The sequence below is a fragment of the Paraburkholderia sp. HD33-4 genome, assembly GCF_021390635.1.
Classification (GTDB): domain Bacteria; phylum Pseudomonadota; class Gammaproteobacteria; order Burkholderiales; family Burkholderiaceae; genus Paraburkholderia.
Genome location: NZ_JAJEJS010000002.1, coordinates 1,803,213 through 1,819,326 on the forward strand (window position 1 = coordinate 1,803,213; position 16,114 = coordinate 1,819,326).

Annotated in this window: 10 protein-coding genes; 3 read left to right on the plus strand and 7 right to left on the minus strand. The window is 55.0% G+C overall.

Features of this window, described 5'->3' with window-relative positions:
• Positions 1 to 29: 29 nt before the first annotated feature.
• The 6 genes from L0U84_RS28270 to cysC all read right to left on the minus strand — a co-directional run bounded on the left by L0U84_RS28270 (position 30) and on the right by cysC (position 9,877).
• Positions 30 to 2,471: a glycosyltransferase family 4 protein gene (locus L0U84_RS28270; protein WP_233854962.1), complete on the minus strand. Its 2,442-nt coding sequence runs from the start codon at positions 2,469 to 2,471 to the stop codon at positions 30 to 32.
• A gap of 58 nt (positions 2,472 to 2,529) precedes the next feature.
• The gene (locus tag L0U84_RS28275; protein WP_233854964.1) at positions 2,530 to 3,567 is read right to left on the minus strand and encodes a glycosyltransferase family 4 protein; all 1,038 of its coding nucleotides are present in this window, start codon (positions 3,565 to 3,567) and stop codon (positions 2,530 to 2,532) included.
• A 5-nt stretch (positions 3,568 to 3,572) separates the two neighbouring features.
• Entirely contained in the window at positions 3,573 to 6,323 is a 2,751-nt protein-coding gene (locus L0U84_RS28280; RefSeq protein WP_233854966.1) for a methyltransferase domain-containing protein, read from the minus strand.
• Between the two features lie 215 nt (positions 6,324 to 6,538).
• Positions 6,539 to 7,855 (minus strand): glycosyltransferase family 4 protein, encoded by a 1,317-nt coding sequence (locus L0U84_RS44060; RefSeq protein WP_233854975.1) that lies wholly within the window; start codon positions 7,853 to 7,855, stop codon positions 6,539 to 6,541.
• Between the two features lie 69 nt (positions 7,856 to 7,924).
• Entirely contained in the window at positions 7,925 to 9,091 is a 1,167-nt protein-coding gene (locus L0U84_RS28290; protein WP_233854977.1) for a polysaccharide biosynthesis/export family protein, read from the minus strand.
• 168 nt (positions 9,092 to 9,259) lie between these two features.
• Entirely contained in the window at positions 9,260 to 9,877 is a 618-nt protein-coding gene (gene cysC / locus L0U84_RS28295) for an adenylyl-sulfate kinase (protein WP_233854979.1), read from the minus strand.
• Positions 9,878 to 10,183: 306 nt separating this feature from the next.
• On the opposite strand from cysC, the gene L0U84_RS28300 reads away from it, so the two are divergent.
• On the plus strand, positions 10,184 to 11,332 hold the full coding sequence (locus L0U84_RS28300) for a glycosyltransferase family 4 protein (protein ID WP_233854981.1): 1,149 nt from the start codon (positions 10,184 to 10,186) through the stop codon (positions 11,330 to 11,332).
• Positions 11,333 to 13,384 (plus strand): capsular polysaccharide export protein, LipB/KpsS family, encoded by a 2,052-nt coding sequence (locus L0U84_RS28305; protein ID WP_233854983.1) that lies wholly within the window; start codon positions 11,333 to 11,335, stop codon positions 13,382 to 13,384. It abuts the gene before it with no gap.
• A 245-nt stretch (positions 13,385 to 13,629) separates the two neighbouring features.
• Here L0U84_RS28305 and glmS read toward each other — a convergent pair whose 3' ends face one another.
• A complete protein-coding gene (glmS, locus tag L0U84_RS28310) occupies positions 13,630 to 15,447 on the minus strand; it encodes a glutamine--fructose-6-phosphate transaminase (isomerizing) (protein ID WP_233854986.1) in 1,818 nt (605 codons plus the stop codon).
• 303 nt (positions 15,448 to 15,750) lie between these two features.
• Here glmS and L0U84_RS28315 point away from each other — a divergent pair, with 303 nt between their 5' ends.
• Positions 15,751 to 16,032 (plus strand): hypothetical protein, encoded by a 282-nt coding sequence (locus L0U84_RS28315; RefSeq protein WP_233854988.1) that lies wholly within the window; start codon positions 15,751 to 15,753, stop codon positions 16,030 to 16,032.
• Positions 16,033 to 16,114: the final 82 nt, after the last annotated feature.

Consider the following 16,114-nt stretch of genomic DNA (forward strand, 5'->3'; position numbering starts at 1 on the left):
AACGCCCACGAAGTCAGAGTTCAGCCAAATCAAGATGCCTTAGCCAAGCGACCGGGTAGCCTGTTCCTCATCTCCTTGAGCATCTTCTCAGCGATGGCACTCCACGAATACTCCTTGTTCGCCAACTCGGCTGCCTCGGCGCACATCGATGACGCGTCGTATGCTCTTGCAAAAAAATCGAGAATCGCGAATTGAAATTCCCCGATATCTGATGCAAGGTAGTGTCTTCCAGCAACCGCATCGATACCTCTCGCGCCGAACGGCGTTGAGATCACAGGCACACCAGATGCAAAATAATCCAGCATCTTCAGATTGCTGCCTGAGCCAGAAACCATCGGGTTGATTGCCAGATCAACTCCAGACAAGACAACCTGCTTTTCGGCGTCGTCCAGAACTCCCAGAAGTTTGAGGTTCGAGGGCAAACGCTCTCCTTTGAACTTCAGCCCGGCGCTACCGGCAACCAGGAACGTGAACGTGTCAAGCGATTTCGCGTATTTCGCGATCTGCTCCACGGCTTCCAGGTTTGGTCCATGCCAACTTCCCATGAAAAGCACGGTTGGGTTTCTGTCGGTTCGAAGTGCCGCTTTGACTTGCCGACGCCCCCCCGCAGTCGTGAAAGTAACATCATCCTTCGAAAATCCATTTGGAACGACGATCTGATGATTTGCTGCGGGACCATAGGCTTCTGCGAGCGCCTGCAGATCACGCTCAGCACACGCATAAACTAATTCAGAGTTCAACCAAGCCTCAGCCTCAGTCACGGCGACCATATCAAGCAGAACTTTCGCACTGTCAGTATTGGGCAGAACATCCCTCTTCAACAGCAATTCAATATTGTGTGCTTCGTACCAAAGAGGCGCGGATGGAGCAGCCACACGCAGCGTCTTTACCAGATATGGACCCGAAGCAACCACGATATCGACATCTACGCACGCCTTCGAAAGCGCATCGATGTAATCGGGCGTCAAATGCATCAACTTGTCTGCAACGATGTCCGTTATGGGCACCCAGTCGACGGTTTTACTCAGTTCATTTTCCGCCTCCTGATGCGCGCTTGATTTAGGAACAGTGATCTCGCATACACCCGGGGCTATCTGCAGGCTTCGATACGATTCTTCCATATTGGAGATGCTGACAATCGTAACGTCGTACTCTCGGGCCAATTCTTTATACAAGTTATATATCCGAGACTGCCCGCCTCCTCTCGGTGGGTAGACAGGAAACGTACACGCAACGACGAGGCGCGGCTTTTTGCTGGACCGTTGAGTGCCTGAGAGAAGCTTTCTCGTTGTTTTCGCCACCCGAGCAATCCCAAGGACCTGCTTTCCGACCGATTGCCAGTCGATTTCGGCGACCTTTTGTGCAGCGCGCTCGCCCATCCTTCTGGCCTCTGACCGATGCTCGCACAGGTAGTCAATAGCGGAAGCCAGATCGACAGCGTTGGGCGGAACACAAAAACCGGTTTCCCCGTGGACCACGAACTCTGTCACACCGCCCGCATCGGACGCTGTGATGACCGGCTTACTGCTTTTCATCGCTTCTACCGTGATGAGCCCATAATCTTCGTCATAGGGCACGAACGGGACAGCTAACGAATTCGCATAATATTCACGCACTTCATCGTCTGAAAGACTCCCAACAAATCTAATACGAGAATCTCCTTCGGCCAGCTTGAGTAGACGCTCGCGCTCCGGCCCATCGCCGCCGATGATCAGAGGAATATCCGATTTGACATGGCGCATCGCCTCGACGATCAGGTCAATCCGCTTCGGGCTATCCAGTCGGCTCACGGTAAACAGGTGTTCATCCGATCCACAATAGAATTCGCCCATGCGCGGAGGCGGATACACGACCTCGACTTTAGCGCCCTCCGGAAAATATTCCGCTCGCCGCGCCACTGTATCGGAAATTGAATAGTAAGCCTTGATACGTCCTTTTTTCATCGAAAAATCATCGAGGAAATGGACGATGCGACGCGAGAACGGTCCAGGAAACCTTGCCTCGTGGGCGTCTATCGATCCCTCTAACAAACATTTCCGCAGTTCATCGAAAAATGGGCAAAGCGAGTCGTTACCTATTTCATCATTTCGGAGAAGCTCCGACATCATGGTATTCAACTCAATGATTTTCGGATTTTTCCCCGTCCATTCGATTGGTTCGTTAAAGAAGTGATAGGTATCGTATACGCCGCGGCATTTATGGAGCATGTACACGATATGCGAGGGATGCGAAACGATCCACGCGGGATCCTTTCCGGTCACCACCGTGTCGTACGACGAAAAATCAAGTTTCGAGAACTTCTCATACGATGAAATTATCTCGAGAAGATTGCTTCCAACAGACGAAATTTTGAAGAGTTCACAGTTATGCGTCGTCTCCTCATTGATGTACCTTTGCAATCCCAGCCAAAAGTGTTCGGCACCGCCCATCACAAATGGAACAGAGCTCGGCGCGATGATCGCGATGTTCATGCGAAACTCTCTAAAAATATTTTCGTTGTGTGCAGCAGTTGCACGCTGCTGTGTGAGATCAACGGGTTAGTTGAGAGACGACGTTATCCCATGACAACCCCAGGCTCTCATATCGTTTCCGTCCCGCCCGCCCCATCTCGCTTGCTCGCTTTTTGTTCCCCCAGAGCGTATCGATCGAGTTCGCGATCGATACCGGATTCGGGTCGGTAACGACACCGGTTTCCCCGTCCAGCACAAACTCTGTCGGTCCGCCTGAATCTCTACATGTGATGACGGGCTTCGAAGACAACATCGCTTCAAACGTGATATAGCCGTATGGCTCGTGGAAAGGACCGAAATACACCGCAAATGCCCGACTGTAGTACGTCCACAACGACGGCCCCTCAAGATTGCCAACGAACTTGACCCGGTCGGTCAGATGGAGTTGCCGTACCAGATCACGGCAAGGCTCGTATTGCCCGCCATTCCCTGCAATGACTGCCGTAATAGGCGCGCTCACATATTGCATCGCTTGAATGAGAAGTTGCTGGCGCTTCTGGCTTTCCAGTCTGCTCGGGAAGAAAATGTACGGGAAGGCATCTTCACAGTGGAAAGCGTCGACGACGGGAGGCGGGTGATATAACGCCTGCCCCCGAACACCGATCGTCTGGTCCATGACATTCGACAAGTACTTCGAAACGGTAAAGACGTTCTTTGCCCCCGACAAATAATTCGCGTCTCTTTTCAAGACGTCGTTTCGCAAAGCGACCGAAGCTGCATCGTTCGCTGGCGCTCCATACGGAGTATCATAAAAATCGTATAGTGAACTGTGCGGATGCAGTAACCACACTACTTTGTTCGGATGTTTCAAATAATAGGTCGGGAATTTGAGCGCAATAACCCTGTCGATCGAGCCGGAGAGATATGCCGTCAGGTCTTCCTTTTCCCACGAGTCCATGCGGTCGCGAACGAGTGACGGCGGGTTAAACCAGAACGGCATTGTCACGATTTCAACCTGATGCCCCGCGTCCTGGAGGGCGCGTTTCAGGTTGTTCGTATGCATTTCGGCGCCGCCGGTGATAAACGGAACCTGCACCGTAGTAATAGCTATCTTCATTCCGTTCATCTCCCTTCAGCAATCAGATCGCGTACGCGCGCGATTGCTTCCTCGTTGGACAAAATGTCCGGTAACTTGGTATCTGCCTGCAAGTTGAGGCTGACCGTCCCAAGTGCCATAGGGCTAACCACGCCTCGGTTGAGGTTCATCCTTGCCAGGACTTCAGTATTTTCATGGACCAAAGAGATTGACGAATTGCACTCCGATAGCCTCGCTGCAATAAAAGAGAGATCATGCTCGATTTTTTTTGACCTGGAATCGAGATTCGATAGCCGATCCATGACTCCGCCGAGAGCGTTTTCCAAATGTTGAATCTTTTGAAAACGTTGTGATCTTCTCAAAAAATAACCAAAGACCCAGCGTCGAGACAGCTTCTCCCGCCTCAAAATATCTTTTATACCCTTCAACGGCGTATCGAAATTACGAGCCTCTTCTGACGCCATGATTTGATAAATGACGGAAGTTTTGCTACAACCGGATTTCAATCTACCGAGGTAATAAGAGGTACCATCCGGGTCCGCGTCTCTGCCCAACAGACTGCGATAGCTTGCTTTAACAAAAGTCTGCCCATTCAGCTCCAGCAGATCACTTGCATTCTCCAGTTCTTTCATAGCATTTTCTCGGTAATCTTCCGCTTCATCCAATTGCATCAGATCGGTTTTTTCGTGTTCGTCGTCTTCTTCGGATTGAACGAAACGGCCCACCTCGATCTCAACGACGTCGCTCATTAATAAACTGGCCGAACGTTTACTCAGATCGTTACCACTCGAAACAAAACCAAATTTAAAAATCGATCTCAACAGATTTCGAATCGGGCGATTCAGGAAACTATTGACCGTACGTTGATTTTCCAGCATCGCGAGCGTAAGTGAACGCATTTCGTCAAGCTTTGCTTGCAGCTCATGGCGAACCCGTGCTTGATCTGCACTTAGAGTCGACATGATGCTCGCCAAGCGCTCTTCCGTGCCGACTTGTCGCACGTCGAAAGCACCGAGTTTATTCACCGTGTCTTCGACCGAGAAGCGATATTCGGCAAGTATAGTGCTGTGCTCTTCCGCATGACGCTTCTGCACTTCCACAAGATCGCCTCTCTGCCGCGCAACCTCGTTCACCAACAAGGCAATCTTCTCTTCAAACGCGTGGCGTTCGATTTTTCGTTCCACCTCTGCCGACGCTTGAAGCTCTCGAAGTGTGTCGATGAAATCTCTTTGTCCGTCCGAAACGCGATCCTGCATCTTCAGAAGGTCCGCACGAGCTCGCTCTTGAACTACTGTCAGTTCCGATGTCAGTCGCGCGTTATCTCTCACAACTTCATCTGACGCTTGAAATTCTCGAAGCGTATCGATGAGTTGCCTTTGTCCGTCCACAGATCGCGCTTGCATCGTCAGAAGGTCTGCACGAGCGCGTTCGTGAACCTGGCTAACTAACTCTCTCAGTTCCTTTTCGGATGCAGCCGCCGAATTTCTTGCAGCCGCCAAGGTTTCCGAAAGTGTCTGAACACATTGACCAAGATTTGCAGAGGTGTCTTCACGCTCCTTTACCCTATCAGAAAATGCACGCACAACCGATTCGAGCGTTTCATGATTATACTGATGGGCGAGAAAAACCGCTTCAGTTGCCAGACGCTGACCCTTTAGATTCGATTCTTTCTCTTGTAATAAGTCTTCGCGCAATTTGGCCGCGCCAGTCCTGAGTCTGGACAGCCTCTCTTCTACTTCCCTCTCCTTCCGCTGCTCCCTCTCCGCGGCGTCGGATAAAACCGACTGCAACATTGCCCGGCTACGCTCATGGACGTCCTGAAATAGACGTCCAGCAACGTTCTGACTTTCTATGTTGAGTTCCTTTTCGCGCAGAAGTGCGTCGTTAAGTCTGCGATTCTCGAGGTCGCGGTCTTCCGTATTACGCGCGAACGACTTCACCACGTCAACGTCCGACTCAAGGGCGCCAAGGCGACATTCGAACGAATCTCGCTGCAAATCGACGTTCGACTCGAGCCCCTTGAGTCTCGTCAGATTCGCCACTTCGTGGCGTGCCGCCAGGGTTTGGAGAGCTAGACCATAGTCTTTGGCGAACGGTATATCGAACGCCTTCAGCACGTCGGATTCCGCCGCTTTCTGTGCAATGACCGCGTAGTCGGGACTGGCACCACGAAGCACGTCGTTGAGTGTCGGCGAGTTGTTCTGCGATATCTCCACTGATTCCTGCAACCGAAGAATTTTCGTTCGTGCGAAATCATAAAATTCCGGCAAGAACGAAAGGAGTTCTTTTGGAATGGGACGCGTGTGCGTCGGATCCAAATAAAAGCCGTTCGTCGCGACTGTGATATTTTCCGGATTGGGGGTTTCCATGATGAGCAATCCACCCGGTTTAAGGATGCGATGAGCTTCAGACACCAAGCTTCTTAACTCATCGAATGTAATGTGCTCTACGACATGGAATGCAGATACAACTGCCAGATGGTCTGCTGGTAAAGTACGAAGATACGCAATCGCGTCACCGTTCAGCACATTCAGACCGAGTTCCTTGCACGATCTGAGCATTCCCTCGTCGCGGTCCACACCGGACGCATCGAATCCCCGATCCCGCAGTATCTCGAGCCATTCGCCGCGACCACACCCGACATCCAGCGCAGACGCACGCGGATAGGTCGCCAACAGATTATCGACAAACGGTAGGTATACCTGCAGTCGCCCTTTGATCAGTTCTCTCGAACCGCGATGGCGCTCTTCGAAAGCTCGGTAAAATTTATCGATCATGTCAATATAATTATCATCGAATCATGCAAGTCAACGACTAATATATAGGCAGCACATCACACTGCCACATCTTCTGTAACCACACTGTCAAAATCAATTCCACTGCTAAACTTTTGAGTACTCGTCGATATTTGAGGGGACTATTTATCTGCGGGACGTGCAGGACATTTCGGAGCGGTCACTCGTCGTATCCGATCTGCAAATTCCAGAGCGCCCTAATTGGACGTCACGTTATATATCTTCGCGAGCATGCATTCCATGCTGTCACGCCATGAGTGTAGCGGCAGAAAGTTCAAATCCTTCGTAGAGGTCTGTTTTTTGCATGTCGTATTGAGCCACGCGTCGATTCGCCGCGCGAGCGTCTCCGTGTCCGTAAATTGCTCAAAATAGCTAATCTCTTCTCCAGCAATTTCATGGAATACTGGCAGATCCCTCGCAAGTACGGGCTTGCCGTAGCTCAACGCCTCAAGAAGTGGCAACCCTAAACCTTCCCCTTTCGACGCAACGACAACTCCTGAACACCCTTGGTAAAGGCGCTCCAGCGCCTCGTCGCTAGCACGATCGAACCAGAAAAGGGAGTGTTCAAATTGCGGGTGTGCACGAATGCTTGACTGTAGCGCTTCAGTTTTCCACCCGGGGCGCCCCACTATCACGAGCGTTGTTCTGCAACCGATCTTCCAAAGATGATCGAACGCGTCAAATATTTCCCGATGTCCTTTTCGTGGTTCGACCGTGCCAACCATCAACACGATCGGTCCGATGAATTTGTCAAACACGTCGGCGAACCCATCTGGCAGCCCTTTGCTGGGCACGCTATCCGCGATATGCGCACCTACGGGGATTGTTTCGCTCGCTATTTCCCCGTCGCGCATGCCGTACTCATTTTTCAGAAGAGATCTGAAAGCATTTTCTACGACGCGTGAAATACAAAAAACACCATCACTTAGGATGACCACTGCAGTTATCCATTTTCTGAAAGCTCGCACAAGTTTCGCCGAAAACCATTCCTCATTTTCGAGCGGCAACAGGTCGTAAATCACGAAGTAAAACCGAACGCCAGCAGCCTTCCAACGAGCCATTTCCAACAAACGCGCTGGAATAATGTGCGCTGACAGATCGAGTCCCAGGAAGACGTCCCCTCGCGCGGGAAACACTATATCGCCCAATTGAGCTTCCTCGGGAGACCACGTCGCAAGCCGATATGAGTGTTTTCGCGTCGCAACCACCGGCTGAACGACGATTCCATTCAGACATTCATTTTGTAACTGTGCCAGGATGGCCCGAACAACACGCTGAATTCCTGTGCGAGAATCGCTCCGAAAGATGACAGAGATATCAACGAGCAACCGCCTGGCGTGTGAGTCCTGTATAGTGCGACTGGCATCGGGCACCAGTCGAACGCGTCTCGCGCGAACTAGAGGTCGGGCGATTGCTTTCGGCATACGCGGCATTTTTTTCAGACGATCCGCTAACTCCCTGATGGCATCTCGCATTCTTGCGGATGAAAACCGCTCGGAGACGAAGTCGATCACTGACTTGTTCATACTTGACAAAGACCCGGAATACGAACGACGCACTCCGCGTCGTCCTCACATCAAGGATCACTTAAAGGTCTGAACGCCTGTAATCACCGGATATGCAACAGAGAAAACCACATTCAGGAATTTCTGCAGTTCAGCGATCGGTGCATTCGACACGTACAGAAGATCCTTGTTGTCCATCATGAAACTTTGTGCGACGAAGAACGAGTTCGGATCACGCAGATTCACGCGATAAACCACAGGCACTTTGCCGTCGGCAGTCGTGCGTACGGGCGTATTCGGCCAAGGTAGCGCATTTGCATCTTCGAGGCGGAAAATGAAAACGCCTTGCGCATCCGAACGGGAATCTTGCAACCCGCCAGAGCGCGCCAAGGCCTGAGCCAACGTAATTCCTTGTGCTTCGAAGTTGATTTCCTCATTCTTGCCAGTCGCGCCGAGCGAGGTGAAGCTGAACGGCTGGAACAACGCCGTCACAACGTCGCCCGCATGCAGCGGGACATTCTGTCGAGGATCGCGAATCACGGTTTCGAGCGGCAACGATGCAACTGTTTGGCCTCGCGTGACCTGAAGCGTGATCTTGTCGACTGGTTGCTTTACCCCACCGGCTGAGGCTAGAGCATCGAGAAGCCGCTCCCCGCGCGCGCTCAACGGCATCCGGGTACTATTGGCCACGTCTCCGACAACTGTGACATATGAAGTCGCATTTCGTGACAGTTTTACGAGCACCTGAGGGTCGTGAGCGATATTCTTTAGGCGTGCCGCAATGTCGCGCTGCAATTCCGCCGGGGTCCTTCCCGCCGCTTTCACTTCACCCGCGAATGGCACATTGATATTGCCGCTTCCTTCAATATTCTGATCTGGAAGCACAGTTACGCGCGCGTTACTGCCGGAACCTTTCGAGTCCATTTGAGCCGCGCCAAACAGCGTGGCGGGCGGCGCCTCCCAGATCGACACCTCGATTGTGTCGCCCACGCCGAGTTGTTGTTGGAAATACGTACTGTCGCCCAACTCGGCAGAGAAATCTCCTGTGTGGCGCTCCGCGAACAACCTTCGCGCGACATCGTCCGTCACATCGACGATCTGAATACCGGCGGGGTTGGCACCGGATACGCTGGCGCCGACCTGAGAACGGCTGGGACCCGACGTTGGAATACTTGAACAGCCGCTAAGCGAAAAGGCGCCAATGATGGCCGCAATAAAAATAACACTACAAGACGGAGGCGACATTTATTGCAAGAGTAAGTGGGTCATAAAGGTTCGGCGCGAATTGTCTCACGCAGTCGAGTCAAATGACACATTGTTATGAAAATTGAAATTCCAGCTGCCTGAAGCCGTTCATCGGTTCGATTCGGGTACACACCGCGTATTCCAGTGGCCCAAACCAAATGACCGGCACTATGCGGTGATCGATTCGATCCGTAGCACTCCGAGTACAGACAGGATGCGTTGCAGCGCATCGTGCGGCGTCAGTTCGGCGGTGTTCAGACGCAGCTCCGGATTTACAGGGGGTTCATAAGGTGAATCGATTCCTGTGAATTTCGCCAATCTACCCTCGCGAGCTTTTTTATAAAGCCCTTTCGGGTCCCTCGCCTCAATAACCTCGATTGGCGCATCTACATGCACTTCGATGAACTGCCCACTCGCAAACAATGCTCGAGCAGCATCCCTGTCAGCTCGAAACGGAGAAATCAACGAGGTGATGACAATCAACCCCGCCTCGAACATCAGGAATGCGACCTCCGCCGCCCTGCGAACACTTTCGCGCCGGCTAGCATCAGCGAAATCCAGGTCACTGTTGAGACCAAGACGGAGGCCGTCACCATCAAGTAGCGCGGTATGAAGGCCTCGGAAATGCAATTCCTTGTCGAGCATACAGGCCAATGTTGATTTGCCTGCCCCAGACATACCGGTAAACCAGACTACCAGAGGGCGTTGACGCTTTATTGACGCTCGCTTGTCCCCAGAAATGATGGCGGCAGTTACTGCCATAGGACTTGTATAACTTGCTTTCATTACTATCGATCTATTGATTGTCGGTGCTTTGCGCTCGCCCGCCCTTGGACCTTGCGTTGCTCACTCAGGTATGTCATATCGGCAGACTAGCATCACCCCAAGTCGTCGATTGACAGCCAGTATCTTGGCCTCATCCCCGTCAACCCACGTAAAACGCCCTCACGCAGAAAATTGTAGCCAGTTGTAACAAAGCATAGCGACAAATTCTCTCACGTACGGAGGTAGAATGAACGTCTGTAATCAAAAAGCCACAAGTAAAAGACTCGCAACTTCCGTCTACCCGCTACAAGAGACATTTCCGCTCCCGTGTCAACTATTTTCCTGGACGTCACGCGTCTCCTTACACGCCTCTATGACGGCCTTTTGCCAACGGGCGTAGACCGGGTCGGTCTCGCGTATATTGAAAAATATGGCAACAACGCCCGCGCTGTTCTCAGCGAACGTGGCTTCTCCACAGTCCTAAGCGAGCGAGATTCGCAGCAAACGTTTGCACTATTAATTTCCTCGAGGCAAAACCGAAACGCAATCCGGGTTATGGTCGCACGCGCTTGCCTTAGTCGTCTGCGGGAGATCAAGCTGCGCGGGATTCTTCTGCACACTAGCCATAATGGCATGGAATTTGGCCGGTATTACGACGCAATGGCAAAGCGCGACATTCGCCCTGTATTCATGGTCCACGATTTAATCCCGTTGACTCACGCCGAATACTGCCGCCCCGGCGTCGACGCCACACATCGCAATCGCATACACACCGCGTTGAAGCACGGAAGTGGGCTCATCACGAATTCGCAAGCCACACTCGACTCTCTCGCCGCCGAAGCCCAACGCGCCAACCTTCCACTTCCGCCGACAGTTGTCGCCCACCTCGGCTCCGGTGTTACCCCCCGCCCACTCGCGACGCGCCCAATCGCCATGCCGTATTTCGTGATGCTTGGCACCATTGAGCCGCGCAAGAACCATTGGTTTATCCTGCACGTCTGGCGCCGCCTCGCCGAACAACTTGGCGCCGCCACACCAAAGCTCGTGGTAGTCGGTCGACGCGGCTGGGAATGCGAGAACGTTATCGACTTGCTTGAACGCTGCGAGTCACTAAAAGGCGTCTTAATAGAGGAAGCCGACTGCTCCGACGAAAAACTGCACGCCTATCTACAACACTGCCAGGCGCTCCTGTTCCCGTCGTTCGTCGAAGGCTACGGCATGCCGCTCGCCGAGGCGCTCGCGCTGCGAGTGCCCGTACTCGCGAGCGATCTCGCCGTCTTTCACGAGATCGCTGACACCATCCCCGACTATCTGGACCCGCTCGACGGCCCCGGCTGGCTCGCCCGCATCCATGCTTACGCGCAGACGAAGAGCCCCGAGCGCGATGCGCAACTTGGCCGTATCGAGCGATTTCGCGAACCAACGTGGGCTGAGCATTTCGAACGCGTCGATGCCTTTCTTGAAACGCTGCGCTAAATGAAGGAACACGTCATCGTAAGTGAAGAGGCATCCACGAACGTCCCAATCGATCTGCGTAGTCTCACGCGCGGCTTGCGTTTGTGGAGTGGACTCCGACAATGGAGCGTCGAGCATGTGTGGATTGATCGGGTACATGGCCGGATTGCATTGCGCGTCGCACGTCTACTTGGCACGCAAATTGATGCTGCGTGGCCGGGCCCGGTCTGGTCACGTGGACCGACCGGCACACCATTGTTGTCGTGGTTCTCGATGCCGCTTGCCGACGCCTGCGCCGAAACTTTCGCCGCCGCATTGAACGAAGCACTCGCGGCCGCAATCGAACATCATCACAGCTCCCAAGTAGTCGCCGAATCGCAACGATTAATGCAGAGGTTCGCGCGCAGTCACGCATCGCCAATACGCAACTCGCGATTTTGCTGCCCCGTCGCGCTATTGGAACCACGAAGCAAAGAACGCGTACTACTCATCGACGAACGCGTGCGCTCAAAAGGATTGAGCGCGCGCGCGACGCATCACTCATTCAAAGCTTTTGCGCGAATGGTGCAAGCCGCCACGAGCGCCCATCCACAAGCCGAATTCTGGATCGCTCAATCGAACGATCAAGGACGGGGTCGCTGGCTGTCCGCATCATCGGAACCGATGTTGCCCGTCGGCACGAGACGTTTCGCCGACCACGAGTCCCTGTGCGCCGCCCTGACTCATGTCGACCACGTCTACACGCTAAGCGCGTCGGAAGGCATGCATGCTCTTTTGGCCGGCGCTCACGTCCATGTATTCGGCGCCCCGTATTATGCAGGCTGGGGCCTGACGCATGACGACCAACCGTTGACGAACCGTACCGCGCGCCCTACGCTCGCCACCTTGTTCGACGTCGTGTTCGTGCGCTCGACGCGCTATCTGAATCCGTCCACGTACACACGTGGCACTCTCGACGATTTACTCGACAGCATCGAGTTGCAGCATACGGTCCAGCAACGCTTCGCCGATCTGCATGACGTAGCGGCACTGCGTTTCCAATGGTGGAAGCGCCCGTTTGCGACGCCTTACGTCACGGCGGGCAATTCGTCCTTACGCTGGACGGCGGAGCCGCATTCGGTGGAATCTCACGAATCCGCGATCCTGTGGGGCGCGCGCAGCGCGGACGGCCTCGCTCCGGAAGTTCGTCACGTCAGGATCGAAGACGGCTTCTTCCACTCGACAGGTCTCGGTTCCGACATGATCGCGCCGCGAAGTCAGGTGATCGATCGCCGCGGTCTGTACTTCGATGCGAGCCAGCCGAGCGATTTAAGCGTACTGCTCAACAATACCGAGTTCAGCGGCGCCGAACTGGCACGCGCCGCAGCGCTTCGCAAGAAGGTTGTGCAACTCGGTGTCACCAAGTACAACCTCGGCCGCCGACGTCCTGCATGGACGGCTCCGGTCGGCAAGCAGATCGTACTGGTCCCCGGCCAGGTCGCCGACGATGCATCGATCCGCCTCGGCACGCGAGCAATCGGTACCGCCGACGCGTTGCTCCGCGAAGTGCGCCGCCTGCGCCCCGATGCCTTCGTAATCTACAAGCCCCATCCCGATGTGCTCTCGGGTAACCGCAACGGACTGATCGACGCACAGCAGCTTGCCGACGTCGTCGATACCGAAGCGGACCTGCTGTCTCTTGTCGATGCGGCGGATGAAGTTCACACTCTCTCATCGCTTGCTGGTTTCGACGCGCTCTTGCGCGGCAAAGCGGTCTTCACCTACGGGCTGCCGTTCTACGCAGGGTGGGGACTCACCCACGACGCCCTCGCGCCGCTCCCGTGGCGTGAACGCACGTTGACGCTCGACATGCTGTGCGCGGGGGTGCTGCTGCATTATCCGTTGTACTTCGACTGGAAAACGCGCCTCTTCACGACGCCGGAAGCCGTGGTCGAACAGCTCGCACCGCACGCGGCACGACCGCTGGAAAAAGTACGCGGCAACCGGATGCGGCCTCTATTGAAGGCTTTTCGCTGGAGTCGCAACGCAATTTGCCACTTGGGCTGGCTCTATCGCCAGCACTTCGTACCATAGCGAAGCGCGAACAGCAAAGCGCGCTCGACATGCCGTTGAGTGCATCATGGACGCTCCGCGACGTGGGCGAGCGGCTGCGCGTCCGGCTCCGGTTGAGATCGGCGAAGACGCTCGCGCTTTCGTACCACGTGGGTGAACTGACGACGAGCAGCAATCCGATGGCGCTCGTGCGCTTCTACTACACCACCGCGAATGGCTCGACCGGCACTCCGCTCGGCTCTCTTAACTCGTTTCGTCTTGGTCTCTTATTCCACCGTCACGGACTTCGCGAGATTGCGCGGCTTGTCCACATCGGTGTCGCGCGTGCATGCCGTGTGATATGCGAGCAGTTGCAGCGGCACCACATGGAGAACCGGTGAAAGCAGCCCGTAGTGCTCCGGCATACGGATCACGTGAATGCCGCCTTCGCTCGTGATGTGCGTGTCGACGTCGGCAAACACATAAAGATTGCCGCCACGCGCGCGCACTTCCTGTACGTTCGACTTGAGTTTTTCAAGCAGGGCGTCGTTCGGCGCCACCGTCACCACCGGCATCGCCTCAGTCACGAGCGCGAGCGGTCCGTGCTTGAGTTCGCCCGCCGGATACGCTTCGGCGTGGATGTACGAGATTTCCTTGAGCTTGAGCGCGCCTTCGAGCGCGATCGGATAATGCAACCCGCGCCCGAGGAAGAGCGCGCTGTCCTTGCGGGCGAATTCCTCCGACCATGCAATGATCTGCGGCTCCAGCGCGAGCACGCCGTTGAGGGCGGACGGCAGGTGGCGCAGCTCATGCAGGTACGCGCTTTCCTGCTCCGCATTCATGTGGCCGCGCAGCTTGCCGAGCGTCACAGCGAGGATGAACAGGCCAACCAGCTGCGTCGTGAAAGCCTTCGTCGACGCCACGCCGATCTCGCGCCCTGCGTGCGTCAAAAACTTGAGTTCCGTGATGCGCACCAGCGCACTCGTCGCCACGTTGCACACAGCCAGCGTATGCGCCATGCCGAGCGACTGCGCATGCGTGAGCGCGGCAAGCGTATCGGCGGTCTCCCCCGACTGCGAGATTGTCACGACGAGCGCACGCGGATTCGGCACAGACTCGCGATAGCGGTATTCGCTCGCGATCTCCACTTCAGTCCGGATCTTCGCCACCGATTCGAGCCAGTATTTCGCGGTAAGGCCTGCGTAATAGCTCGTGCCGCACGCGAGAATCAGGACGCTATCGATGTCTTTGAAGATTGCGCCCGCATTTTCGCCGAAGATGCTCGCGTCGAACGTGTCGAGCGCCTGGATCGTGTCGGAAATCGCGCGCGGCTGCTCGAAAATTTCCTTCAGCATGTAGTGTCGATACGGACCGAGATCGACCGTTCCCACATACGCTTGCACGTCACGAGCCTCGCGCGTCACGATGTTGCCACTGCGGTCGACGATGCGCACGCCCTCGAGCGAGATCTCGCACACGTCGCCTTCTTCCAGGTAGCTGATGCGCGCGGCGCTGCCTGCAATGGCGAGTGCGTCCGAGGCGATGAAGTTCTCGCCCCCGCCGTAGCCCACGACGAGAGGCGAGCCGGCGCGCGCGCCCACCACCGTATGCGGCTGGCTTTTGTGCACCACGCCAATCGCATAGGCGCCCGTAAGCTGCTGCACGGCCGCGCGTACGGCACCGAACAGATCGCCCCGGTATAGGCTGTGGATCAAATGGGCGATGACTTCAGTATCAGTCTGTGAGACGAATTCGTAGCCCTTTTCCCGCAACGTGTCGCGCAGCGACTCGTAGTTCTCGATGATGCCGTTGTGAACGATTGCAAGCGTGTCGCGCGACGAGATCGGATGCGCGTTATTCATTGTGGGCGCGCCGTGGGTGGCCCAACGCGTGTGCGCGATGCCCGTCACGCCTTTGAATTGCGCCTCGTGCGCCTGCTGTTCGAGTTCTGCCACGCGCGCAACGCTGCGCAATCGCTGCGGACCGTCTGCCGTCAACACGGCCACGCCACACGAGTCGTAGCCGCGATATTCGAGCCGCCTAAGTCCTTCGACCAGGACGGGAACGATGTTACGTTGCGCAACCGCGCCGACGATGCCGCACATGGATTCGATCCTTTGCAATGAGAGAGGTGAACGCCGCGCCTTGCGCAATATGCGACGCCCGGGTTGAATCGTTTAGTTTTATTTCTTCATCGGCCGAACGTAGCCGCATTTCCCGAGCTGGCTTTTCGTGTTGTGCACGAGAGAACCTTCGCCGTTTAATGCATCCAATCAAACAATTGCTGGTCGATGTTGGTATATGGGCGCGAATTCTAACACCCGAAAGAATCGTCTCGCAGCCAATCATTTGTTCAAAGCTTCAAACGCCCTCTTGATAGAGGAGAATATAGCCATTGGAATTGCGTATTGCACTTAGAAGCGGTTGCAAAACTACCTATAAGGTTTGTAAAACTATCGTCGCTCGCAGGCTTCGGCGCGCTGTTGCAAAGAAACTACGACTGGAAAACGCGCCTCTTCACGACGCCGGAAGCCGTGGTCGAACAACTCGCGCCACAGGCCGCGCGGCCGCTGGAGAAAGTGCGCGGCAACCGGATGCGGCCGCTTCTCAAAGCTTCGCGCTGGAGCCGCAATGCAATTCGCCATGCCATATGGCGACTTCAGCAACAGCGCGCGTCACGAGCGCAGTAAAACGCAAACCGTCAAGACAAAACAAAAGCCCCGCAAGACCGAAATCTTGCGGGGCTTTTTTCCGACGCCAACGCTAAAGCGT

Bases quoted from the DNA above. Each gene is read 5' to 3' on its own strand.
- L0U84_RS28270 (WP_233854962.1), bottom strand. From the start codon at position 2,471: ATGAACATCGCGATCATCGCGCCGAGCTCTGTTCCATTTGTGATGGGC.
- L0U84_RS28275 (WP_233854964.1), bottom strand. From the start codon at position 3,567: ATGAAGATAGCTATTACTACGGTGCAGGTTCCGTTTATCACCGGCGGC.
- L0U84_RS28280 (WP_233854966.1), bottom strand. From the start codon at position 6,323: ATGATCGATAAATTTTACCGAGCTTTCGAAGAGCGCCATCGCGGTTCG.
- L0U84_RS28290 (WP_233854977.1), bottom strand. From the start codon at position 9,091: ATGTCGCCTCCGTCTTGTAGTGTTATTTTTATTGCGGCCATCATTGGC.
- cysC (WP_233854979.1), bottom strand. From the start codon at position 9,877: ATGAAAGCAAGTTATACAAGTCCTATGGCAGTAACTGCCGCCATCATT.
- L0U84_RS28305 (WP_233854983.1), top strand. From the start codon at position 11,333: ATGAAGGAACACGTCATCGTAAGTGAAGAGGCATCCACGAACGTCCCA.
- glmS (WP_233854986.1), bottom strand. From the start codon at position 15,447: ATGTGCGGCATCGTCGGCGCGGTTGCGCAACGTAACATCGTTCCCGTC.